The 20,967-nt window shown below is 69.3% G+C and carries 25 protein-coding genes and 2 tRNA genes; 14 read left to right on the top strand and 13 right to left on the bottom strand.

Going from position 1 to position 20,967, the window contains the following annotated elements; genetic code table 11:
* Positions 1-22: 22 nt before the first annotated feature.
* The 6 genes from gatC (at position 23) to DEU35_RS14280 (ending at position 5,714) form a co-directional block, all read left to right on the top strand.
* Entirely contained in the window at positions 23-322 is a 300-nt protein-coding gene (gene gatC / locus DEU35_RS14300; RefSeq protein ID WP_116239896.1) for an Asp-tRNA(Asn)/Glu-tRNA(Gln) amidotransferase subunit GatC, read from the top strand.
* Positions 319-1,839, top strand: a complete 1,521-nt coding sequence (gene gatA / locus DEU35_RS14295) for an Asp-tRNA(Asn)/Glu-tRNA(Gln) amidotransferase subunit GatA (protein WP_116239895.1) — start codon at positions 319-321, stop codon at positions 1,837-1,839. Before gatC ends, gatA begins: the two co-directional genes overlap by 4 nt.
* Complete coding sequence (gene gatB, locus DEU35_RS14290) at positions 1,839-3,353, top strand: Asp-tRNA(Asn)/Glu-tRNA(Gln) amidotransferase subunit GatB (RefSeq protein WP_116239894.1); 1,515 nt, start codon at positions 1,839-1,841, stop codon at positions 3,351-3,353. The genes gatA and gatB overlap by 1 nt, the downstream gene beginning before the upstream one ends.
* Positions 3,354-3,471: 118 nt before the next feature.
* Positions 3,472-4,728, top strand: a complete 1,257-nt coding sequence (locus DEU35_RS14285) for a DNA polymerase IV (RefSeq protein WP_116240070.1) — start codon at positions 3,472-3,474, stop codon at positions 4,726-4,728.
* Between the two features lie 97 nt (positions 4,729-4,825).
* Positions 4,826-5,146: a hypothetical protein gene (locus DEU35_RS17480; RefSeq protein WP_246078284.1), complete on the top strand. Its 321-nt coding sequence runs from the start codon at positions 4,826-4,828 to the stop codon at positions 5,144-5,146.
* Entirely contained in the window at positions 5,121-5,714 is a 594-nt protein-coding gene (locus DEU35_RS14280; RefSeq protein ID WP_246078287.1) for a hypothetical protein, read from the top strand. Before DEU35_RS17480 ends, DEU35_RS14280 begins: the two co-directional genes overlap by 26 nt.
* A 493-nt stretch (positions 5,715-6,207) precedes the next feature.
* Here DEU35_RS14280 and DEU35_RS14270 read toward each other — a convergent pair whose 3' ends face one another.
* The 6 genes from DEU35_RS14270 to DEU35_RS14245 all read right to left on the bottom strand — a co-directional run bounded on the left by DEU35_RS14270 (position 6,208) and on the right by DEU35_RS14245 (position 8,357).
* On the bottom strand, positions 6,208-6,690 hold the full coding sequence (locus tag DEU35_RS14270) for a DUF2017 family protein (protein ID WP_246078289.1): 483 nt from the start codon (positions 6,688-6,690) through the stop codon (positions 6,208-6,210).
* A complete protein-coding gene (gene clpS, locus DEU35_RS14265) occupies positions 6,687-6,986 on the bottom strand; it encodes an ATP-dependent Clp protease adapter ClpS (RefSeq protein ID WP_371861623.1) in 300 nt (99 codons plus the stop codon). Before clpS ends, DEU35_RS14270 begins: the two co-directional genes overlap by 4 nt.
* Complete coding sequence (locus DEU35_RS14260; protein WP_103209934.1) at positions 6,986-7,327, bottom strand: metallopeptidase family protein; 342 nt, start codon at positions 7,325-7,327, stop codon at positions 6,986-6,988. The genes clpS and DEU35_RS14260 overlap by 1 nt, the downstream gene beginning before the upstream one ends.
* Before the next feature lie 180 nt (positions 7,328-7,507).
* Positions 7,508-7,583 (bottom strand) — tRNA-His (locus DEU35_RS14255).
* 36 nt (positions 7,584-7,619) lie between these two features.
* Complete coding sequence (gene orn / locus DEU35_RS14250; protein ID WP_116239890.1) at positions 7,620-8,246, bottom strand: oligoribonuclease; 627 nt, start codon at positions 8,244-8,246, stop codon at positions 7,620-7,622.
* A 35-nt stretch (positions 8,247-8,281) separates the two neighbouring features.
* A tRNA-Arg gene (locus DEU35_RS14245) sits at positions 8,282-8,357 on the bottom strand.
* 101 nt (positions 8,358-8,458) lie between these two features.
* Between DEU35_RS14245 and DEU35_RS14240 the strand changes: the two genes are divergently transcribed.
* Complete coding sequence (locus DEU35_RS14240; protein ID WP_103209024.1) at positions 8,459-8,668, top strand: methyltransferase; 210 nt, start codon at positions 8,459-8,461, stop codon at positions 8,666-8,668.
* Positions 8,669-8,688: 20 nt separating this feature from the next.
* Here the strand turns inward: DEU35_RS14240 and DEU35_RS14235 are convergent, their stop codons facing one another.
* Positions 8,689-9,297: a YitT family protein gene (locus DEU35_RS14235; protein WP_116239889.1), complete on the bottom strand. Its 609-nt coding sequence runs from the start codon at positions 9,295-9,297 to the stop codon at positions 8,689-8,691.
* A 61-nt stretch (positions 9,298-9,358) separates the two neighbouring features.
* Between DEU35_RS14235 and DEU35_RS14230 the strand changes: the two genes are divergently transcribed.
* Positions 9,359-10,777, top strand: a complete 1,419-nt coding sequence (locus tag DEU35_RS14230; RefSeq protein ID WP_116239888.1) for a PLP-dependent aminotransferase family protein — start codon at positions 9,359-9,361, stop codon at positions 10,775-10,777.
* 52 nt (positions 10,778-10,829) lie between these two features.
* Here the strand turns inward: DEU35_RS14230 and DEU35_RS14225 are convergent, their stop codons facing one another.
* Positions 10,830-11,087, bottom strand: a complete 258-nt coding sequence (locus tag DEU35_RS14225) for a hypothetical protein (protein WP_103209032.1) — start codon at positions 11,085-11,087, stop codon at positions 10,830-10,832.
* Positions 11,088-11,293: 206 nt separating this feature from the next.
* On the opposite strand from DEU35_RS14225, the gene DEU35_RS14220 reads away from it, so the two are divergent.
* The 4 genes from DEU35_RS14220 to DEU35_RS14205 all read left to right on the top strand — a co-directional run bounded on the left by DEU35_RS14220 (position 11,294) and on the right by DEU35_RS14205 (position 14,707).
* The gene (locus tag DEU35_RS14220; RefSeq protein ID WP_141377750.1) at positions 11,294-11,827 is read left to right on the top strand and encodes a single-stranded DNA-binding protein; all 534 of its coding nucleotides are present in this window, start codon (positions 11,294-11,296) and stop codon (positions 11,825-11,827) included.
* A gap of 108 nt (positions 11,828-11,935) precedes the next feature.
* Complete coding sequence (locus tag DEU35_RS17240) at positions 11,936-12,433, top strand: DUF6993 domain-containing protein (protein ID WP_181904658.1); 498 nt, start codon at positions 11,936-11,938, stop codon at positions 12,431-12,433.
* Between the two features lie 56 nt (positions 12,434-12,489).
* A complete protein-coding gene (ettA, locus tag DEU35_RS14210) occupies positions 12,490-14,169 on the top strand; it encodes an energy-dependent translational throttle protein EttA (protein ID WP_103209039.1) in 1,680 nt (559 codons plus the stop codon).
* A complete protein-coding gene (locus tag DEU35_RS14205; RefSeq protein WP_116239886.1) occupies positions 14,162-14,707 on the top strand; it encodes a thioesterase family protein in 546 nt (181 codons plus the stop codon). Before ettA ends, DEU35_RS14205 begins: the two co-directional genes overlap by 8 nt.
* A 130-nt stretch (positions 14,708-14,837) precedes the next feature.
* On the opposite strand, the gene DEU35_RS14200 is transcribed toward DEU35_RS14205, so the two are convergent.
* Positions 14,838-15,707, bottom strand: coding sequence for an acyl-CoA thioesterase II (locus DEU35_RS14200; RefSeq protein WP_180993455.1), 870 nt, complete (start codon positions 15,705-15,707; stop codon positions 14,838-14,840).
* A gap of 53 nt (positions 15,708-15,760) precedes the next feature.
* Here DEU35_RS14200 and DEU35_RS14195 point away from each other — a divergent pair, with 53 nt between their 5' ends.
* The gene (locus DEU35_RS14195; protein ID WP_116239885.1) at positions 15,761-16,429 is read left to right on the top strand and encodes a hypothetical protein; all 669 of its coding nucleotides are present in this window, start codon (positions 15,761-15,763) and stop codon (positions 16,427-16,429) included.
* 170 nt (positions 16,430-16,599) lie between these two features.
* Positions 16,600-17,433, top strand: a complete 834-nt coding sequence (locus DEU35_RS14190; protein WP_116239884.1) for a cation-transporting ATPase — start codon at positions 16,600-16,602, stop codon at positions 17,431-17,433.
* Here the strand turns inward: DEU35_RS14190 and DEU35_RS14185 are convergent, their stop codons facing one another.
* The 4 genes from DEU35_RS14185 to DEU35_RS14170 form a co-directional block, all read right to left on the bottom strand.
* A complete protein-coding gene (locus tag DEU35_RS14185; protein ID WP_103209051.1) occupies positions 17,434-17,883 on the bottom strand; it encodes a globin in 450 nt (149 codons plus the stop codon).
* Positions 17,880-19,118, bottom strand: coding sequence for a mechanosensitive ion channel family protein (locus tag DEU35_RS14180; protein WP_116239883.1), 1,239 nt, complete (start codon positions 19,116-19,118; stop codon positions 17,880-17,882). The genes DEU35_RS14185 and DEU35_RS14180 overlap by 4 nt, the downstream gene beginning before the upstream one ends.
* Positions 19,119-19,185: 67 nt before the next feature.
* Positions 19,186-19,986, bottom strand: coding sequence for an ABC transporter permease subunit (locus DEU35_RS14175; RefSeq protein WP_116239882.1), 801 nt, complete (start codon positions 19,984-19,986; stop codon positions 19,186-19,188).
* The gene (locus tag DEU35_RS14170; RefSeq protein ID WP_103209060.1) at positions 19,983-20,894 is read right to left on the bottom strand and encodes an ABC transporter ATP-binding protein; all 912 of its coding nucleotides are present in this window, start codon (positions 20,892-20,894) and stop codon (positions 19,983-19,985) included. The genes DEU35_RS14175 and DEU35_RS14170 overlap by 4 nt, the downstream gene beginning before the upstream one ends.
* Between the last annotated feature and the right edge of the window lie 73 nt (positions 20,895-20,967).

The following is a 20,967-nucleotide window of genomic DNA, read 5'->3' as shown; positions in this document are numbered from 1 at the left end:
GTGCGCGAACTAGACTGACTGAGTGTCTGAAATCACTCCTGATCTCGTGCGCCATCTCGGTGTGCTCGCCCGGATCCAGTTGAGCGACGAGGAGGTCCAGAGCCTGACCGGCCAGCTGGATGCCATCGTCGACAACATTGCGAAGGTGTCCGAGGTGGCGACCCCCGAGGTCGTCGCGACGAGCCACCCGATCCCGCTCGAGAACGTCTTCCGCCCCGACGTCGTGCAGCAGCAGCTGACGCGCGAGCAGGTGCTGCGGAATGCCCCGGACCAGGCCGACGGCCGATTCCGCGTGACCGCGATCCTGGGAGAAGAGCAGTGACCGATCTCACCCGCCTGTCCGCCGCCGAACTCGCTGCCAAGCTGTCGTCGTCCGAGGTCTCGAGCGTCGAGGCGACGCAGGCTCACCTGGATCGCATCGCCGCCGTGGACGGCGCCGTGCACGCGTTCCTGCACGTGAGCGACCACGCTCTCGAGGTCGCGGCCGATATCGACCGCCGCCGCGCTGCCGGCGAGCAGCTCCACGAGCTCGCGGGTGTCCCGCTGGCGATCAAGGACGTGCTCGTCACGACCGACATGCCCTCGACGAGTGGTTCCAAGATCCTCGAGGGCTACATGTCGCCCTACGACGCCACCGTCGTCGCGCGGTCTCGCGCCGCGGGTCTCGTGCCGCTCGGCAAGACCAACATGGACGAGTTCGCCATGGGCTCCTCGACCGAGTTCTCGGCGTACGGCGCCACGCACAACCCCTGGGACCTCGATCGCATCCCCGGCGGGTCCGGCGGAGGATCCGCCGCTGCCGTCGCCGCCTTCGAGGCGCCCCTCGCCCTCGGCTCCGACACCGGTGGCTCGATCCGTCAGCCCGCGCACGTCACCGGCACGGTGGGCGTGAAGCCCACGTACGGCGGGGTCAGCCGGTACGGCGCGATCGCTCTGGCATCCAGCCTCGATCAGGTCGGGCCGGTCACGCGCACCGTGCTCGACGCGGGGCTCTTGCACGACGTCATCGGAGGGCACGACGCGAACGATTCGACGTCGCTCTCGGACGCGTGGCCCTCGTTCGCCGCGGCCGCCCGCGAGGGAGCGACCGGTCAGGTGCTCACAGGCCTCAAGGTCGGCGTCATCCGCGAACTCGACGACCGCGGCTTCCAGAAAGGCGTGTCGGACTCGTTCCGCGCGTCGCTGGCGACCATGGAGGCGCAGGGCGCCGAGATCGTCGAGATCAGCGCCCCGCACTTCGAGTACGGCGTCGCCGCGTACTACCTGATCCTGCCCGCCGAGGCCTCGAGCAACCTGGCGAAGTTCGACTCCGTGCGCTTCGGCATGCGGGTGACCCCGCAGGGAGCAGCCACGGTAGAGAACGTCATGGCCGCGACGCGTGACGCCGGCTTCGGCCCCGAGGTCAAGCGCCGCATCATCCTCGGCACGTACGCCCTGTCGGCGGGTTACTACGACGCCTACTACGGCAGCGCGCAGAAGGTGCGCACGCTCATCCAGCAGGATTTCGACACCGCCTTCGCGCAGGTCGACGTGATCGCGACCCCCTCGGCGCCGACCACGGCGTTCCGCCTGGGCGAGAAGATCGACGACCCGTTGCAGATGTACCTCAACGACGTGACGACGATCCCCGCGAACCTCGCGGGCGTTCCCGGCATCTCGGTTCCCAGCGGTCTCGCGGCCGAGGACGGCCTGCCCGTCGGCATCCAGTTCCTCGCTCCCGCTCGCGAAGACGCGCGTCTGTACCGCGTCGGCGCGGCTCTCGAGGCGCTGCTGGTCGACCAGTGGGGCGGACCTCTTCTCGACAAAGCCCCTTCCCTCACGAACGGAGCGTCGCTCTGATGGCGAAAGACGCACTCATGGACTTCGACGAGGCGCTCGAGCTGTTCGAGCCGGTCCTCGGCTTCGAGGTGCACGTCGAGCTGAACACGGCGACCAAGATGTTCTCGGCCGCGCCGAATCCGGCGAACGAAGCCCACCACGGCGCCGAGCCGAACACCCTCGTCGCGCCGGTGGACATGGGTCTTCCCGGCGCCCTGCCGGTGGTGAACGCCGAGGCGATCCGTTCGTCGATCAGCCTGGGCCTCGCCCTCGGCTGCTCCATCGCACCGTCGAGCCGGTTCGCGCGGAAGAACTACTTCTACCCCGACCTCGGCAAGAACTATCAGATCTCGCAGTACGACGAGCCGATCGCCTTCGAGGGCTCGGTCGAGGTCGAGCTCGAAGACGGCACGATCGTCACCGTGCCGATCGAGCGCGCGCACATGGAAGAAGACGCGGGCAAGCTCACCCACATGGGTGGCTCGACCGGTCGTATCCAGGGCGCCGAGTACTCGCTCGTCGACTACAACCGCGCCGGCGTCCCGCTCGTCGAGATCGTCACCAAGCCGATCTTCGGCGCCGAGCACTCGGCCCCGGCCCTGGCGAAGGCGTACGTCGCCACGATCCGCGACATCGTGCGCGGTCTCGGAATCTCCGAGGCCAAGCTCGAGCGCGGAAACCTCCGCTGCGACGCCAACGTGTCCCTGCGTCCCCGGGGCCAGGAGAAGCTCGGTACCCGCACCGAGACGAAGAACGTCAACTCGATGCGATCCGTCGAGCGCGCGGTCCGCTACGAGATCCAGCGTCAGGCGGCCATCCTCGCCAAGGGCGGCACGATCACGCAGGAGACCCGCCACTGGCACGAGGACACCGGCCGCACGTCCCCGGGTCGTCCGAAGTCCGATGCGGACGACTACCGCTACTTCCCCGAGCCCGACCTGCTGCCGGTCGTGCCCGCGCCCGAGCTGATCGACGAGCTTCGCGCTGCTCTTCCCGAGCCGCCGGCCGCGCGCCGACGCCGTCTAAAGGGCGAGTGGGGCTTCACCGACCTCGAGTTCCAGGACGTCGCGAACGGTGGTCTGCTCGACGCGGTGGCCGACACCATCTCCGCGGGCGCCGCGCCCGCGTCGGCGCGCAAGTGGTGGACGGGGGAGATCACCCGCGTCGCCAACGCGCAGGAGCGAGACGCAGCCGACCTCGTGTCGCCCGAGAACGTCGCCGCGCTGCAGAAGTTGATCGACGCCGGAACGCTCACCGACAAACTCGCGCGTCAGGTGCTCGAGGGCGTCATCGCCGGCGAGGGCACCCCGCAAGAGGTGGTGGACGCGCGCGGTCTCGCCGTCGTCTCCGACGATGGAGCGCTCATCGCCGCGATCGACGAAGCGCTCGCGGCTCAGCCCGATGTGCTCGCCAAGATCCGCGACGGCAAGGTGCAGGCCGCCGGTGCCGTCATCGGCGCGGTCATGAAGGCGATGAAGGGCCAGGCCGACGCCGCGCGCGTGCGTGAGTTGGTCCTCGAGCGCGCCGCTCAGTAGGACACCGGATGCCACGACCTCGGCCGTCTCGCACGGCTCGGGGTCGTGGCATCCGTCATTCCGGGCTTCGACGCCCGCACCGGGGCCGATGTCGGAGGTCCGAGGGAGAATGGATGCCATGGGACGAGGCGACGGATCGGGACGCATCGTCTCGCGCCCCGACGCCGACGACACGGGGACCGGCATCCTGCACGTCGACATGGACGCGTTCTTCGCGTCGGTCGCCGTGCTCGACGACCCCTCGCTCGCGGGCAAGCCCTTGATCATCGGCGGGTCCGAGGGGCGCGGTGTCGTCTCGAGCGCCTCGTACGAGGCGCGCCGCTACGGGGTGAGATCGGCCATGCCGGTCGCCATCGCCTTGCGCCTCTGCCCGACGGCGATCGTCGTGAACCCGCCGTATCACCGGTACACCGAGATGTCGCGTCAGGTCATGGCGATCTTCCACGACGTCACGCCGCTCGTCGAACCGCTGTCGATCGATGAGGCCTTCCTCGACGTCCGCGGCGCACGCCGGCTGTGGGGGAGTCCCGGCACGATCGCGCGCGACCTCCGCGCGCGAGTGAAGGCCGAGACGGGTCTCACCTGCAGCATCGGTGTCGCCGCCACCAAGCACGTCGCCAAGATGGCCTCGACGATCTCGAAGCCCGACGGTCTGCTCGTCGTGGCCGCCGCCGACACCGAGGCCTTCCTCCGCCCCCGATCGGTGCGGGCGCTGTGGGGCGTGGGGCCGAAGGCCGCCGAGGCGCTCGAATCGCGCGGCATCCGTCTCGTCTCCGACATCCTCGACACCCCGCGGCATGCGCTCGACCAGGTCCTCGGGTCGGCGATGGGGGAGCGCATCTGGCACCTCTCCCGCGGGATCGACGCGCGCGAGGTGCACACGGGGCGTTCCGAGAAGAGCATCGGACACGAAGAGACGTTCCACACCGACATCTCCGACACGCGCCTGCTGCACGTCGAGCTGCGACGACTGGCCGACCGCGTCGGAGCCCGCCTCCGCGGCCAGCAGTACGAGGCGTCGACGATCGCGATCAAGGTCCGCTTCTCCGACTTCACGACGCTGAGCCGGTCGCGCACGCTGAACGAACCGACCTCTGTCGGCCAACGCATCGGCGACGCCGCGATCGAGCTCTTCGACTCCCTCGACCGGCGACAGGCCGTGCGCCTGGTCGGTGTGCGAGGCGAGAAGTTGAAGCCCGCGGCGATGGCGGCGACGCTGTGGGACGACGACGCCGAGTGGCGCCGCGTCGAGGGCGCTCTCGACGGCGCCACCGCGCGCTTCGGCCGCGGAGCGGTGACGAGAGGATCGCTCCTGGGCCCGTCGCGCGGCGGGGGAGCCCTGCCGACGAACCCGCGACCGTCCTACGACCACTGAGGCGACACCGGGCGAGGTCCGTCGCCGCCGATGGCACGCGCGGACACCGGACGCAACGCCCCTGGGCTGCTCGCCGGCGGGCCGCTACGGTGGGCTCATGCCCAACATCGCATTGGAACTCGGCAAGCAGGCCACGAGCTTCGGCGTCACCTCCGCCTACGGCGAGCAGCAGGACGTCGACGGCGTGCGCATCGTCCCCGTCGCCCTCGTCTGGGCCGGCTATGGCGGGGGATCCGACGAGCAGGGGAACGGCGGTGGCGGCGGGGGCGGTTACACGCTTCCGCTCGGCGCCTACATCCGTCGCGGCGACGACCTGCGGTTCGACCCGAATCTCGTCTCGCTGCTCGCCGTCGGCATCCCGTTCGTGTGGGTGGCCGGCCGAGCCCTCAGCCGTGTCATCCGCGCTCTCAAGAAGTAGCGCAGACCCGGTCGACGACGCCCTCACGGCGGCGGTGGCTGCCGTGTCGGCACGCGTCGTCGCGGTGGGCGCCGCGAATCCCGTCGTCGTCCTCGACGGCCGCAGCGGCGCGGGGAAGAGCTCCCTGGCCCGGCGCCTCGTCGCGACGTGGCCGGGCCGCAGTCGCGTGCAGCTCGTTGCGCTCGACGATGTCTACCCGGGGTGGGATGGCCTGGCCGACGGCGTCGACTACGCCCGACGGACGATACTCTCGCCTCACGCGCGCGGTCTCGTCGGCGTCTGGGAGAGATGGGATTGGGAGACGGGTTCGCGCGCGGAGGCCTATGCCGTCGATCCCTCGCTGCCGCTGCTCGTGGAGGGCGCCGGCCTTCTGACTCCCGAGGTCGCTCGGGTCGCGGACGTGTCGGTGTGGGTGGATGCCCCGCTGTCGTCGCGGAAGACGCGTGCCCTCGGTCGCGACGGCGAGACCTACCGCCCTCACTGGGACCGGTGGGCCGCGCAAGAGGAGCACCACCTCGCCGCCCACGATCCCGCGCACCTCGCCGACCTCGTCGTCACCATCCCGTGACGATCGGTCACACGGCATGGTCCGGCTGACCAGAACGAGGCGCGTGTGGCTTGCGTCGTTGGGCGTTGCCGTCGTGGTGGCATCGATCGCGTCTCGGGCGGTCGCAGAAGCACCCGCTCCGCTCGAGCGCGAGGGAGATCGGGCCGCGTCGGCCTACGCAGACGGGGAGGTCCTTGAACAGCTGCGACGCCTGGCTGCCGTCCCCGGTGCTTCCCCTGGCGACGTCGCCGCCTTTTTCGGCCGTCCCGCATCGCCCGGCGAGACACTCTTCCCCTTCGACCTGCGGCTGCTTTCGCAAAAAGGCGACGTCTTCGTGGCGGACGCCTACCGCTTAGAACGAGACGCGAGCCTCCTCTGGCGGACAGGCGACTACTGGGGCCAGGCGTGCCGGCGGTACGTGGTCCAGCCCTCTCGCGTCACGAGTGAGCCCATCGAGTGTCCCCCGGAAGCACCGGAATGGCCGACGGGTCGGGGCGACTGACGAGAAGGGGCGTCAGGATCTGTCGAGAGCGGCCATGAGGCCGTCGAGGCGATATCCGATCCAGTCGTACACGCCGTATCGAGGATCCTCGGGGTCGTGATCGTCGTCGTTCCGGATGCCGAGACGCGTCGCCATGACCAGCCGGAGCGCCGACAGGGTTCGCATCCAGGCGAGCGCCTCCGTCTCGCCGAGGGCCACGGCGATCGTCGCGTCGGGGTCGCTGTCGGGGTCGAGATCGGCGCCGTCGAGCCCCAGCGTGTGCAGCACGGTCGCGACATCCTGAGACCGGCGCTCGAGGATGTCGGAACCGGTGAGGCGGCGGAACTCGCGGCTCGCGGCAGCGTCGTCGGGGTACGCGTCGGGGAGCAGACGCTCGATGGCGGGGTCGTTCTCGGAGTGCGAGTCCGCAAGCAGATCGCGGAACTGTCCGACGATGCCGGCGAGGTGAAGGGCCTCGAGTCCACTGATCTCGAGGACGACGATCCGCTCGCTCACGCGGGATCCTTCCGGACGGTGGCCCACAAACCGAAGTCGTGCATCGCCTGCACGTGCGCTTCCATGACCTCTCGGGGCCCGCGGGCGACGACGGCGTGACCGTCGTGGTGTACGGCGAGCATCAGTCTGTTCGCGGTGGAGGCGTCGTAGCCGAAGTAGGTGCGGAAGATGTGGGTGACGTAGCTCATGAGGTTGACGGGGTCGTTCCACACGACCGTCTGCCAGGACGACGGGGGTGCGGCGGACAGGTTCGTTTCGCGTTCGATGTCGAGATCGGGAGTGGCCAGGCCCGCCATCATGCCCACCCCAGCTCGTGCAGGCGCTCGTCGTCGATTCCGTAGAAGTGCGCGATCTCGTGGACCAGCGTGGTGTGGATCTCGTCCCTCAGCTCGGTCTCGTCGTCGCACGCGGCGAGGTGCGGTTCGCGATACAGGATGATGCGGTCGGGGAGTTCGCCGACCCCGTACCTCTCTCGCTCGGTGAGAGCCCAGCCGTCGTACAGGCCGAGCAGATCGAGCGAGCCGTCCTCCGGGCGGTCTTCGACGACGAACACCACGTTGTCGAGCCCGTCGACCATATCGTCGGGAAGCCGATCCAGCTCGTCGACCACGAGCCTCTCGAACGTCGTGGCGTCCATCTCGAGCGCCGGGCGCGCGTCGACGTCATCGTTCACGGCGGGCCTCCCGGGGGTCTCGAGCCGTCTGAGGGCGGCCGGCATCTTGCTCCGGCATCCCCTCGTCGATTCTATGGCTCGGGGGAGTGCCGGTCTCGAACGACGAAGGCCCGGCGAGCGTTGCTCTTCCGGGCCTTCGAGTAGTGGGGTGGCTAACGGGACTTGAACCCGCGACCCCCGCGACCACAACGCGGTGCTCTACCGACTGAGCTATAGCCACCATGTGTCTGCCGAAGCAGACAACTGAACGATTATGTCATACGTCGAGCGCGAACGACGACACGGCCGCCGCGGAGACTGCCTTGGCCTCTTCGCTCGTGGGGCCCGGCTGCGGCACGAACACCGCGGCGCGGTAGTAGGCGAGTTCGCGGATCGACTCGCGGATGTCTGCGAGGGCACGATGTCCGCCGTTCTTGGCCGGCGCCTGGAAGTACGCACGCGGATACCACCGGCGCGAAAGTTCTTTGATGCTCGAGACATCGACGTTGCGGTAATGCAGCCAGCGGTCGACCCGCGGCATGTACTTGGCCAGGAACATGCGGTCGGTGCCGATGGTGTTACCGGCGAGGGGTGCCTTGCCCTCGACGGGTGCGAACCGCTGGATGTATTCGAGCGTCTGGAACTCGGCATCCGCGAGACTCACGCCGTTGGGGATCTCGTCGAGCAGTCCCGACGAGCGGTGCATGTCGGTCACGAACTCGCCCATGTTGGCGAGAGCGGAATCGTCGGGCTTGATGACGATCTGAAAACCGGGATCGAGCACGTTGAGCTCGAAATCGGTGATGACGACAGCGATCTCGACCAGCTCGTCGACGCCGAGGTCGAGGCCCGTCATCTCGCAGTCGATCCAGACGAGCCGGTCGTTCTCGGAGGCGTTTACCATCCCCACATCCTAGTGAGGGGTCCCGACGCCGGCTCTGGTCCCCCAGACACGATTCGAACGTGTGACCGGCGGATTAGAAGGCCGCTGCTCTATCCACTGAGCTACTGGGGGTCGTCATCAGGATATCGCTCGACCGCCTTCCGCCGAGCCAGCCCCTGGCGCGGCCGGCCGGGCGGCGGTACATTTCGCGCAACGAGAGCAAAGGAGCACTCATGTCCGAGACGGTGACACGACGCATCTGGGTGGCGTACGGGCCCAATGGGGTGGTCGGGAAGATCCAGAAGGATGCCGACGGCTACCGCGTCCACATGGCGGGGAAGGACGAGCCGCTGGGCGTGTACCCCTCCATGGAGATCGCGAAGAACGCGGTGCACTCGCACCTGAAACCCGGGAGTGAGCGGCCGGAGTTCCGCGAGCACTGAGGTCGGACGCTCGTCCGCGGTCAGGCGTTCACCACGTCGTGCCGACGACCAACGGGCTTCGGCGCGGCCAACAGCGGCAGAGCGAGGTGGACCAGGGGTCCGATCCCGACGGCGAACACCACGGTGCCGATTCCCACGGTTCCGCCGAGGAGCCATCCCAAGGCCAGGACGGACCCCTCGACCGAGAGCCGGCACGCCCAGATGGGCCAACCGAAGCGCGCGTTCATTCCCGTCATGAGGCCGTCGCGCGGTCCGGGGCCGAAGTGGGCTCCGATATAGAGACCGGATGCCACGGCCACCAGCACGACGCCTACGACGAGCATGACCGCCTGGAGCCAGAACACGTCGGGGTGAGGGAGGAACCCGAGGGCGAGCTGCAGGCTCGTGCCGACGAGCAGGATGTTGGCGACAGTTCCGACACCGGGCTTCTGTCGCAAGGGGATCCACAGGAGGAGGACGCCCAGGCCGACGATGTTGGTGATCCAGCCGATGCCGATTCCTGAGACGCGCGACAGTCCCTGCGCGAAGACGGTCCAGGGGTCGACACCGAGACCGGCGGCGACGGTGACGGCACAGCCGAAGCCGTACAACACGAGTCCGACGAAGAGGCGCACGATCCGAGAAGGCATGGACCGATCCAATCATCCGATTGGCTTTCTGCAGTGATGCCAATTTGACTATTGTGGCCGCATGGACTCTCGCGTATCCGCTCGCACTCTTGCTTCGTCTCTCGGCGGCTGGCGCGGAAACGGCCCGGCCTATGAGGCTCTGGCAGATGCGGTCCGCCTGCTCTGTCTGGACAACCGGCTCGCTCCCGCCACCGCGCTTCCCGCCGAGCGTGAGCTCGCCGCAGCCCTCGGGGTGAGCCGGACGACGGTTGCGGCCGCGTACCGGAGCCTCCGAGACAGCGGACACATCGAGAGCCTCCGCGGCAGTGGCAGCGTGACATTGCCCCTGCGCCGCACCGATCCCGGTCGTCACGAGCTGGACGCCGAGACCATCGACCTGCAGCAGGCGAGCCCGGCGGCGTGGCCTGGCCTTCCGGGGGTCATTGCCGAGGTCGTCCAAGACGCTCCCGCCCTCGTGGCGCGGATCGGCTACGACGTCGTCGGCGACCTCGGGCTGCGTACGGCGATCGCCGAGCACTATCGCGACCGGGGCTTCGCAACCTCTCCCGACCAGATCCTCGTCACCACGGGCGCCCAAAGCGCGATCCACCTGATCGCCTCGGTGCTCCTGAACCGGGCCGACCGGGTCATGATCGAGACGCCCACCTACCCGCACGCCGCGGACGCCTTCCGCCGCGTGGGCGCTCGCCTGGTGGGGGTGCCGGTCGACTCCGCTCACGGGTGGGACCTGGAACGAGCGGAGCAGACATTCGCGCGGACACTGCCCTCGTTGGCGTATCTCATGCCCGACTTCCACAACCCGACCGGCCGCACCATGGACACCACCGAGACCGAGGCATTCCTCCTCGGCGCGCAATCGGTCGGCACTCTGCTGGTGATCGATGAGACCACCGCCCAACTGGACATCGACCGCGCAGCGGGGCCTGCGCCCTTCATCGACGATGAGCGTGTCATCCGCGTCGGCTCCCTGGGCAAGACGGTGTGGGGCGGGTTGCGCGTCGGGTGGGTGCGGGCCGCGCCCGACATCGTCCGCAGATTGGCGAGCGGCCGTCCGGTGCACGACCTGGGCACCCCTGAGCTCGAGCAGGCCATCGCCGCTCGGCTCATTCCTCGTCTCGGCGAGATCGCCGCACAGCGAGGAACGCTCCTGCGCGAAGGTCGTGACTGTGTCGTGGAGGAGCTGCGCCGGGTGTTCCCCGAATGGGACATCCCGGAGGTTCACGGAGGTGTCTCCCTGTGGGTGAGCATCGGCGAGCCGCTGAGCACTCCTCTGGTCATGGCGGCGCGTGCGCGAGGATTGGCACTGTCGGCCGGTTCGCGATTCGCGGTCGAAGGCGGACACGACCGCCGGTTGCGGATGCCGTTCACGGCGTCGCCGGCGACACTGCGCCGAGCGGTCGGCATCCTTCGTGGGGCGTGGGACGACGTGCGAGGAGGAAGCGCGGTGCCTGCGCGGACCGACTTCGCGACGGTCGTGTGATGACCGGTGCAGCCCCGTGCGCGCCGCGGTGCCGTCCCCACCGGTCGGCCACTCACCGCAGGTAGCGCAGGCACTCGACGGCGTCGGCGGACGACCAGAACTCTCCGAGCCGTCGGAAACTGCCGGAGGCGGTGTGAAAGCGCTCGGCGGCGTAACGCCAGCCCCCTTCGGCGGCGATCGCGCGGACGTGACCGACCACGATGCCGCGCGGGTCGGCGATACGCCACAGGCCCGCGGCGACGTGCGTCGCCGCTCCCCACCCGGCCGGACGCGGGGCCGGAGCGAGGTCGTTCCACAGTGCGGTGCTCATGCGATGACGGTAGAACCAACCTCCGACATCGACCGGGTGTCGTGAACCGTCGACTCCTCCCCAGGCGGGCGACGTCGCAATCCCTCCCCAGAAGAGCGGATACGACGATTCTCGGGCGGGTGGAAGAGGTCATTCTGGGCGTGGCTCCGGCATCCGTCGGGCACACGGATGCCGGAGCGCACACCACGTCGAGAGGAAGCACGGACATGAGCGATCACATCACCCTGGTGGGGAACATCGTCGGCGAGCTGGAACAGCGTTCGACACGCGGGGGAGGCCCCATCGCGGCCTTCCGCATCGCAGTGGGCGAGCGCAGGCTCGACCGCGAGCGCGGAGAGTGGGTGGACGGTCATACCAACTACTACAACGTCTCCGCCTTCGGCGACCTCGGCGCTCACGCCCTGCATTCGCTTCGAAAGGGACAGCGGGTCGTCCTCGCCGGCCGCTTGCGCCTGCGCGAGTGGGAGAACGAGGCCAAGCGCGGGGTCAGCGCCGATGTCGTGGCCGATGCCATCGGGCACGACCTGCGGTGGGGCACCACGCGGTTCGAGAAGGCGGCCAGGTCATCGGACTCCTCCGCCGCCGCGAACGGCCAGGACGCGGACGAGCCCACCGACGAGGCGTGGGCCCTCCCCGGCGGCGGCGACGAGGGCGCGGGCGGCGCCGAGACGGTCGGCGCGGAAGCCGGCGCAGGCGGGGGTGCCCCGCTGTCGGTCGCGGGGGAGAGCCGTCCGTTCTGAGGCGGTCGTCGAGGCGGCGCGGGGGTCGAGTCGGCGTGGGGGTCGAGTCGGCGCGCGTCCGCGTGCGGCGGACAGGGGCGACGCGGGAGGGTCCGTAGACTCGTTCGCGTGTCTCGCCTCCTCGGTCGTCCCCTCGCCGCCCTGACCCTCGTCGCGGCGCTGGGCCTCGCCGGGTGCACCGGCCCGTTGCCCACCCCCGCGCCCGTCGAGACGACGGAGCCGTCAGCGTCAGCGACCGACACTCCGTCGTCGGCGCCGACGACCCCCGCGGCGCCGGCGCTGATCCCGGGAGGGTCGGCCGCCGAGAACCTGCCGTTCTTCACCACGGTCGTCGACGGAGTCTGGTCGGGACCGAACCAGGTCGCCGGGCGTGCCTACATCGACGCCCTGACGGCGGCGGGCTTCGACAAGGCCGCGATGCAGGTGACCGCCGATCAGACCACCGTCGACAATCCGGCGGAGAGCATCGAGTTCTCCGTCCGCATCGGCGATCAATGCCTCGTCGGCCAGGTCGGTCCCTCCATCGGCAATCCCGTCACCGCGGTGCTGCCGGGTCTGTCGTCCGGAGGGTGCCTGATCGGTCAGACCCGAGCGATCGACTGGTGAACCCGCGCCGACGTCTCGTCGGCGGACCGCTCCACCGCCCCTAGACTGGACGGGTTATGGCGGAATACATCTACTCCATGGTCCGCGCCCGAAAGTCTGTGGGCGACAAGCTGATTCTCGACGACGTCACCATGTCGTTCCTGCCCGGTGCCAAGATCGGCATGGTCGGGCCGAACGGTGCGGGTAAGTCGACGATCCTGAAGATCATGGCCGGGCTCGACGTCCCGTCCAACGGTGAGGCGCGGCTGAGCCCGGGCTTCACCGTCGGCATCCTCATGCAGGAACCCGAGCTCGACGACACCAAGACCGTGCTGGAGAACATCCAGGACGGCGTGGCGATCAAGCCCAAGCTCGACCGCTTCAACGAGATCTCCGCCCTGATGGCCGATCCTGACGCCGACTTCGACGCGCTCCTGGCCGAGATGGGAACGCTGCAGGAAGAGATCGACGCGGCCGACGGCTGGGACCTCGACTCGCAGCTCGCCCAGGCGATGGACGCCCTGCGCACCCCGCCCGCCGACGCCTCGGTCGTCCCGCTCTCCGGCGGTGAGCGTCGTCGCGTCGCACTGGCGAAGCTGCTGCTGCAGAAGCCCGATCTGCTGCTCCTCGACGAGCCCACCAACCACCTCGACGCCGAGAGCGTGCTCTGGCTCGAGCAGCACCTGAAGGCCTATAAGGGCGCCGTCATCGCGATCACCCACGACCGCTACTTCCTCGACAACGTCGCGGAGTGGATCGCCGAGGTCGACCGCGGTCACCTGTATCCCTACGAGGGCAACTACTCGACCTACCTCGAGAAGAAGGGCCAGCGTCTCGACGTCCAGGGCAAGAAGGACGCGAAGCTCGCCAAGCGCCTCAAGGAAGAGCTCGAGTGGGTCCGTTCGAACGCGAAGGGCCGCCAGGTCAAGTCGAAGGCGCGCCTCGCCCGCTACGAAGAGATGGCCGCCGAGGCCGAGCGCACGCGCAAGTTGGACTTCGACGAGATCCAGATCCCCGCGGGCCCCCGCCTGGGCAGCATCGTGATCGACGCGAAGAAGCTCGAGAAGAGCTTCGGCGACCGCTCGCTCATCAGCAACCTGAGCTTCAACCTGCCTCCCAACGGTATCGTCGGGGTCATCGGCCCCAACGGTGTGGGTAAGACCACGCTCTTCAAGACCATCGTCGGCCTCGAGCCGCTCGACGGTGGTTCGCTCAAGATCGGCGAGACCGTCAAGATCAGCTACGTCGACCAGTCCCGCGCCAACATCGACCCCGAGAAGACGCTGTGGGAGGTCGTGTCGGACGGTCTCGACATCATCACCGTCGGCAAGACCGAGATCCCCTCGCGTGCGTATGTGTCGAAGTTCGGTTTCAAGGGCCCCGACCAGCAGAAGAAGGCGGGCGTGCTCTCCGGCGGTGAGCGCAACCGCCTCAACCTGGCCCTGACGCTCAAAGAGGGCGGCAACCTGCTGCTCCTCGACGAGCCGACGAACGACCTCGACGTCGAGACGCTGAGCTCGCTCGAGAACGCGCTGCTCGAGTTCCCCGGTTGCGCCGTGGTGATCACTCACGACCGGTGGTTCCTCGACCGCATCGCGACGCACATCCTCGCCTACGAGGGCACGGACGAGCATCCCGACCAGTGGCACTGGTTCGAGGGCAACTTCGAAGCGTACGAGGCGAATAAGATCGAGCGCCTCGGCGCCGATGCCGCCAACCCGTCGCGGTCGTCCTACCGCAAGCTCACGCGTGACTGAGAACTCCGCCGCGAGCACCCCCCGCGAGGGCCCGGCATCCGCCGGTCCCTCGCGGGTACACGTGCCGATCCACCTCCGGTGGGGCGATCTCGACGCACTCGGGCACGTCAACAACACGTCGATGCTGAAGCTCCTCGAAGAGGCTCGTCTGCGCGCGTTCTGGTTCAGCGACGGCGAGGGAGAACCGCTCCCGACAGCAGTCTTCGACATGGACGTGCTCGACAGCGGGGGCGACCGTGCCACGCTCATCGCGCGGCAGGAGATCGAGTACCTGCGCCCGGTTCCCTACACCCAGCGTCCCCTCGACGTGCGGATGTGGATCGGAGCCATGGGCGGATCCAGCGCCGACATCTGTTACGAGGTCTACTCTCCCGTCGGAGACGCCGAGCCCGTTCTGTATGCGCGCGCGACCGCGGTCACCGTGCTCGTCGACACGGCGACCGGACGGCCGACGCGATGGACCGAGGCGGAGCGCACCGCCTGGGCCCCGTACATCGGCGACCCGATCGAGTACCGCCGCCGTTCGTCGCGCGGCTGACACGGGGCGCCGGCTCCGCTCCGCGATCTGCACACCGCCCGCAACACGACCCGGTGCCGTCCCACCGATCGTCGACCCCGGACCGTGCCCGCACCCTCGAGCAGACGCGCCGGGACCGCGGCATCCCGGATCAGTCGCGAGGGACGCGCACCATGACCTCCTGCGCGACGCTGGCGAGGAGGGCGCCGTCGCGCGCGTAGATCCGGCCCGTGGCGAGACCGCGGCCGCCGCGCGCGTTGGGTGACTCCTGCACGTACAGGAGCCAGTCGTCGACACGGCCGGGACGATGCCACCACATGGCGTGGTCGAGGCTGGCGACCTTGAGCCCGGCGGCGTTCCAGGCGACGCCGTGCGCGCGCATGATCGACTCCTGGATCGTGAGGTCGCTGAGGTAGGCGAGGGCGGCGCGGTGTACCGCCGGGTCGTCGGTGATCGGACGACGCAGCCGCATCCACACGGCCTGACGTGGAACGTGCGGACCCTCGACCGAGGCGTACAGGGGCGAGGTCACGTGGCGGACGTCGACCGGGCTCTCGGAGAAGATCCGCCGACTGATCGGATGCAGCGCTTCGACGTCGAGCACGGGGGCGTCCTCGGGCTGTGGGATGCCGTCGGGCATCGGTTCGAAGTGCTCGAGACCCGGGTCCTCGTCCTGGAACGACGCGATCATCGAGAAGATCGGCACGCCGGACTGGAACGCTTGCGTGCGGCGGGTCGAGAACGACCGGCCGTCGTGGATGCGATCGACCGAGAAGGTGATGCCGTCGGCCGGATCGCCGGGGCGCAGAAAGTACCCGTGCATCGAGTGCACGGAGCGCTCGGGCGGGAGGGTGCGCGAAGCTGCCACGATGGTCTGAGCAAGCACCTGACCGCCGTAGACGCGGCCGGTCGGCATAGGCTGCGACACCCCCGTGAAGATGTCCTCGGTCGTGCGCGCTCCAGCGTCGCGCAGATCGAGCACGGAGAGCAGGGACGCCACGGGATCGATGGCTTCGGACACACGGACTCCCGTTCCGGCACGACGAACCCGCACCGCTTGATAGTTTAGGGCGGGTGTCCGCGCGCCTGTTGTTTCCCGACCCGCAGGCGGCAGCCGACCTGCTCACTTTCGCCGCCCGAACGATCCGCCTCGGCGACGGCACCGTGCGACTGCGCGCGGACGGGGGAGTGCTCGTCGCGACCGCGGCCCCGCTCGCTCCGCGCGGGTTGCTCGACGCGACCCCGACGGTCCTGGGGCTGCGGGTGTCGGCGATCGACCCCGACCTCGAGTGCGATCTGGTCGTCGATGCTTCTGCGCTCCTTCCCGCTCCCGACGACGCGTCCGCTGTCGCGCTCCCCGCCACGGCGACGTCTCCCGCCTGGGCGGGCATCTCACCCCCGCGCGGGGGATGGGAGCAGACGGATGCCATCGACGCGGCCGTCCTGGCCTCTCGAGCCCAGTACGGGGTCGCCGCGGTCGCCGACGCTCTTCCCACCGACGCGGGCGAGGACGTCGTGCGGCTCGTCCGCGCGCAGGTGTGGGGCCAGCCCGACGACGCCTTGGGTGGTCTGCCGCTCGGAACCGCCTTCGCGGCTTTCGCCCTCGGCTTCATCGCCGGGTCGGAGATTGCACCTGTGCGCAGGAGCGGCGCGTGGACACGCGTGAGCCTCGCGCGCGGCCACGTGCTCGTCCGAGGGCCGGTGCGCTCGGGGCTCACCGCCGTGCGCACCACCGGGAGCTGATCCAGCAAGCGCACAGGTGGCCTCTTTACGCTGAAGGCAGCAAGGGGAGTACTCCCGACGCGGCATATCCGTCATCACGAGTCCACGGTTGGACTCCGGGTACGTCGGCCCGAAGGGGCGGAGGAGACCTTGACGTCGCGGCCGCGTGCCGCCCGTCGAGAGGTACCTTCATGGTCTCGTTCTCCCGCCTGTTCGATCTGGCCACCAAAGCCGCCGGCAAGGCCGCGTCGTCTCAGCGGACCTCGAACCCGTCCGGGGGCAAGGACTGGCGCGACATGGTCCGCTCCGCCGCGGACGCCGTGACGGGCGATCGCCGCGTCGAGACTCCGCCTGCCGCGTCGCGCGGCTCCATGCCGCCCGCATCGAACGGTCGGTACGTCCCGCCCGCGGCATCCGGTGCGTCATCGTCACTGACGACCGACGATCGCGCCGCGATCGCCCGCTACGACTACCTTCTGCGCACCGCCGACCCCGACCGGGTCGAGCAGATGCACCGCGAGGCATTCGCCCGGCTCACACCGGCGCAACGCGCGCACGTGAAGGAGCGGATGGATGCCGACCTGGCCCCGCACGAGCGTCCTCGTACCGACACCGCGGATGACCTCGCGCGCACCGCTGCACGCGCGGAGGCTGCACGCCCCGGTCGCATGTCGGGGTTGTTGGCAAAGGCGGGACGCGGCGGACTCGTCGGCGCCGGCGTGGTGGGCGCCGGGGGACTGCTCGCCGCGGTAGCGGGCGGCGCTATCGTCAGCGCCGTCGCCGGCCCCCTGCTCGCGCAAGCCGGACAGCTGGGCGTCGACTTCGCGGGACTCGCGGAGGGCGTCGACCTGGAGGCGATGGCATCCGGGGTCGATCTCGCGTCGCTCGCGGAGGGGACGGGCATCGGTGAGTGGGCCGGAGGCGCCCAGGATGCCGTATCGGGGGCGGGGGAGCACCTCAGCGGGTTCGGTGAAGGACTGTCGAACCTCGACATCCCCGGATTCGGCGACTTCCTCGGTCGGTGATCAGTCGCTCGCGCGGATCGGGAGACCGTCCTCGGAGCGTCCGCCCTGCTGCGGTCCGATCCCGCGGGCTTCGAACGTATTGACCATCGCGTAGGCCGCCCGCTCGAGGTAGTCCCACAGGGGTGCCTCGAAGGCGGGCGGCAGCGCGATCTCGTCGACGGCTGCGCGCATGTGGCGCAACCACCGATCGCGGGCATCGGGGTCGACGTGGAACGGCATGTGGCGCATGCGCAGGCGCGGGTGCCCGCGCGTCTCGCCATAGGTGGTCGGGCCGCCCCAGTACTGCGCGAGGAACAGCGTCAGGCGCTCGGCGGCCGGGCCGAGGTCTTCCTCGGGATACATCGGCTTGAGCACGTCGTCGGAGGCGACCCCCCGGTAGAACGCGTCGACCAACCGGCGGAACGTGTCCATGCCGCCCACCTGGTCGTAGAAGCTGACGGGCTCGGTCATGAGTCGTCCTTGTCGTCGGCGCGCACAGCGGGGGGCGTGGGCTTGGGCTGAGCGGCGCCCGGAGCCGCGGGAAGATCGACGACGGCGGTGGGAGTGTCATCGCGGACGGGCTTCTTGGTGACCTTCGGCGCGGGGGCGTCGGTGGTGTGGTCCTCGACCGTCTCGGACACGTCGAGCCTGTTGCGCCGCGGCCGCCAGATCGGGCGGCCGGAACCGACGGCGACCTGGGTCTCCTTGGTCTTGGGCGGGTGCGCCCCGCGAACGCTCTGCGCACCCTCGGCGCCCGTCAGCACGATGGAGTTCAGCTGCGGGAGAGCGATGCCCATCGCGTCGATCGCCTTCTTCAGTCGCGCTCGGAGCTCACGGGCCACGTCGTCTTTCGCGCTCGAGCGCGTCTTCATGACGAGCCGGATGACGAGGGCGTCGCCGCTGATCGACTCGAGACCCCAGATCTCGGGTTGCTCGATGATGCGCGAGCGCCACTTCGTCTCTTTCGCCATCGTCTTCGCCGCGGTGAGCATGGCCTTCTCGACATCGTCGATGTCGGCATCCACGGGCACGGCGAGGTCGATGATGACGCGAGACCAGCCCTGCGACATGTTGCCGATGCGGGTGATCTCGCCGTTGCGGACGTACCAGAGCGTGCCGTTGACGTCGCGGACGTGGGTGATGCGGACGCTGACGAACTCGACGATGCCCGTCGCGAGGCCCAGGTCGACGACGTCGCCGATGCCGATCTGGTCTTCGGCGACGATGAAGATACCGTTCAGCACGTCTTTGACGATGTTCTGCGCGCCGAAGCCGAGACCCGCGCCGATCGCCGCCGTGAGGAGAGTCAGGGAGGCGAGGGCATCGGGGGCGACGATGCTGGCGACCCACACGAGCGCCACGATCACGAGGATGACGTTGACGATGTTCTGCAGGATCGTCCCCAGGGTGCGCGTGCGCTGCACGAGGCGCACGGCGCTCAGCGGCGAACGGTCGAGCGCTTGGGTGTCGTCGACGCGGGCCTTGCTCTTCGCACCGTTGACGATGCGGTCGACGACGCGGCGGATGATCACACGAAGGATCCACGCGGCGACGGCGACGCCCACGACGATTCCGAGGATCTGCAGCAGTGTGCCGCCGAGGCTCAGCAGCTGTCCGCCGATCCAGCCCCACGTATCGGGGTTGGTGAGGTCGCTCGGCGACGTGATCGAGGGCGAGGGGGAGGGATTTTCGGCGAGAACGAACATCGGATTCAGACTAACGACGGATGCCTCGGCGCTGGCTGAGCGTCGAGGCATCCGTGAGGAAGAAGTGTCACGCGTCGCGCGAGCGCAGGGCCGCCCATCCCAGGACGAGGGGACCGACGACCCACCCGGCCATCGTCACGGCGGGCTCGAGGACGTCTTCCACTCCGGGCTGTGTCAGGGACCCCGCCGCACTGACCGGAAGGTACCTGCCGGACTCGACGACCCACATCCACTCCGGGCCGGCGATCGAGAACAGGCTGAGCATGATCGGCAGAACGAAGAGAACGCCGACCGTCACGGCGATCGCGCCGGCGCCGCTGCGCAGCAGGAAGCCGAACCCGACACCCATCAGGGTGAAGCAGGCCATCGAGACCACGCCGAGCGCCAGCGGTACGACGGAGTCGGCCGGCGTCGACCAATCGACGCTCGTGCCCAGCAGAGGAGCAGTGGCTGCGATCGCGACGGCGTAGATGACGACCGTGGTCACCATCATCGTGAGCGCCACCACGATCGCCTTCGCGAGCAGCACCGCGCCGCGGCGCGGTTCGGCGGTGAGCGTGGAGCGGATCATGCCGGTGGAGTACTCCCCGGTCACCACGATCGCACCCAGGATGCCGGCGACGAGCATCGTGAACTGGGTGGGCGCCAGGATGATGGTCGTGGGCGCCATGCCGGCGTTGTGACCGCTGGTCGCCAGAGCGATCAAGAGCGAGATCCCGACCGACAGCGCCGCGGTGACCCCGAGAGACCACCAGGTCGAGCGGAGCGTGAGGATCTTGATCGTCTCGCTCTTCAGCAGGTGCGCGAAGCTCAGTCGGTGGGTATCGGTGTGCGTCGCCCGGCGGGGCGCGGCGGTGAGGGCGGTCATGCGATCTCCTTGGTCTTGTACTCGACGGAGTCGTCGGTCAGGGCGAGGTAGGCGTCCTCGAGGGAACCCACCCGTGGGCTGAGTTCGTAGAGGGGGATGCCATGAGCTGCGGCGATGTCGCCGACGGTCTCGGGGGTGATCCCGGTGATCTGGGCCGCTCCGGGCTCGACGGCGGAGATGGTGGCATCCGGGATCTCAAGGGCGGTGACGAGATCAGAGAGGCGGGGGGAGCGCACCAGCAGCGTGGTCGTGGTCCAGGTGCGCACGAGCTCCGGAAGAGGGGCGTCGGCGAGCACGCGGCCCCGACCGAGGACGATCACGTGGTCCGCGGTCTGCGACATCTCGCTCATCAGGTGGCTCGACAACAGCACGGTGCGCCCTTCGCCGGCGAGGTGCCGGACGAACTGGCGCACCCAGCGCACTCCCTCGGGGTCGAGGCCGTTGACCGGCTCGTCGAGGATGAGCGTGTGCGGGTCGCCGAGCAGGGCCGCCGCGATCCCGAGCCGCTGGCCCATGCCGAGCGAGAAGCCACCGGCACGCTTTCCGGCGACGGCACCGATGCCGGTGAGTTCGATGACCTCGTCGACCCGCTGCGCGCCGATTCCGTGTGTGGCGGCCATGGCGCGGAGATGGTTGCGCGCCGATCGGCCGGTGTGGATGGCTTTGGCATCCAGCAGCACCCCGACCTCGGTGAGAGGCGAGCGAAGCCGGCGGTAGTCCTGGCCTCCGACGGTGACGCGTCCCGCCGTGGGTCGGTCGAGGCCCACGATCATGCGCATCGTCGTCGACTTGCCCGCGCCGTTCGGCCCGAGGAAGCCGGTCACCCGTCCCGGGGCCACCGTGAACGAGACGCCGTCGACGGCGGTCTTGTCGCCGTAACGCTTGGTGAGGTTCTCTGCAACGATCATGCCTCCACGCTATGAAGCACGCCTCAGTCGCCGCGTCCCTCGAAAGGATGACTCGCGCCGTCGCGAGGATGAT

Origin of the sequence: Microbacterium sp. AG157 (assembly GCF_003385695.1) — a bacterium.
Taxonomy (GTDB): Bacteria; Actinomycetota; Actinomycetes; order Actinomycetales; family Microbacteriaceae; genus Microbacterium; species Microbacterium testaceum.
The sequence above is the reverse complement of the archived record's forward strand: the minus strand, read 5'-3'. Positions and strand labels throughout refer to the sequence as shown.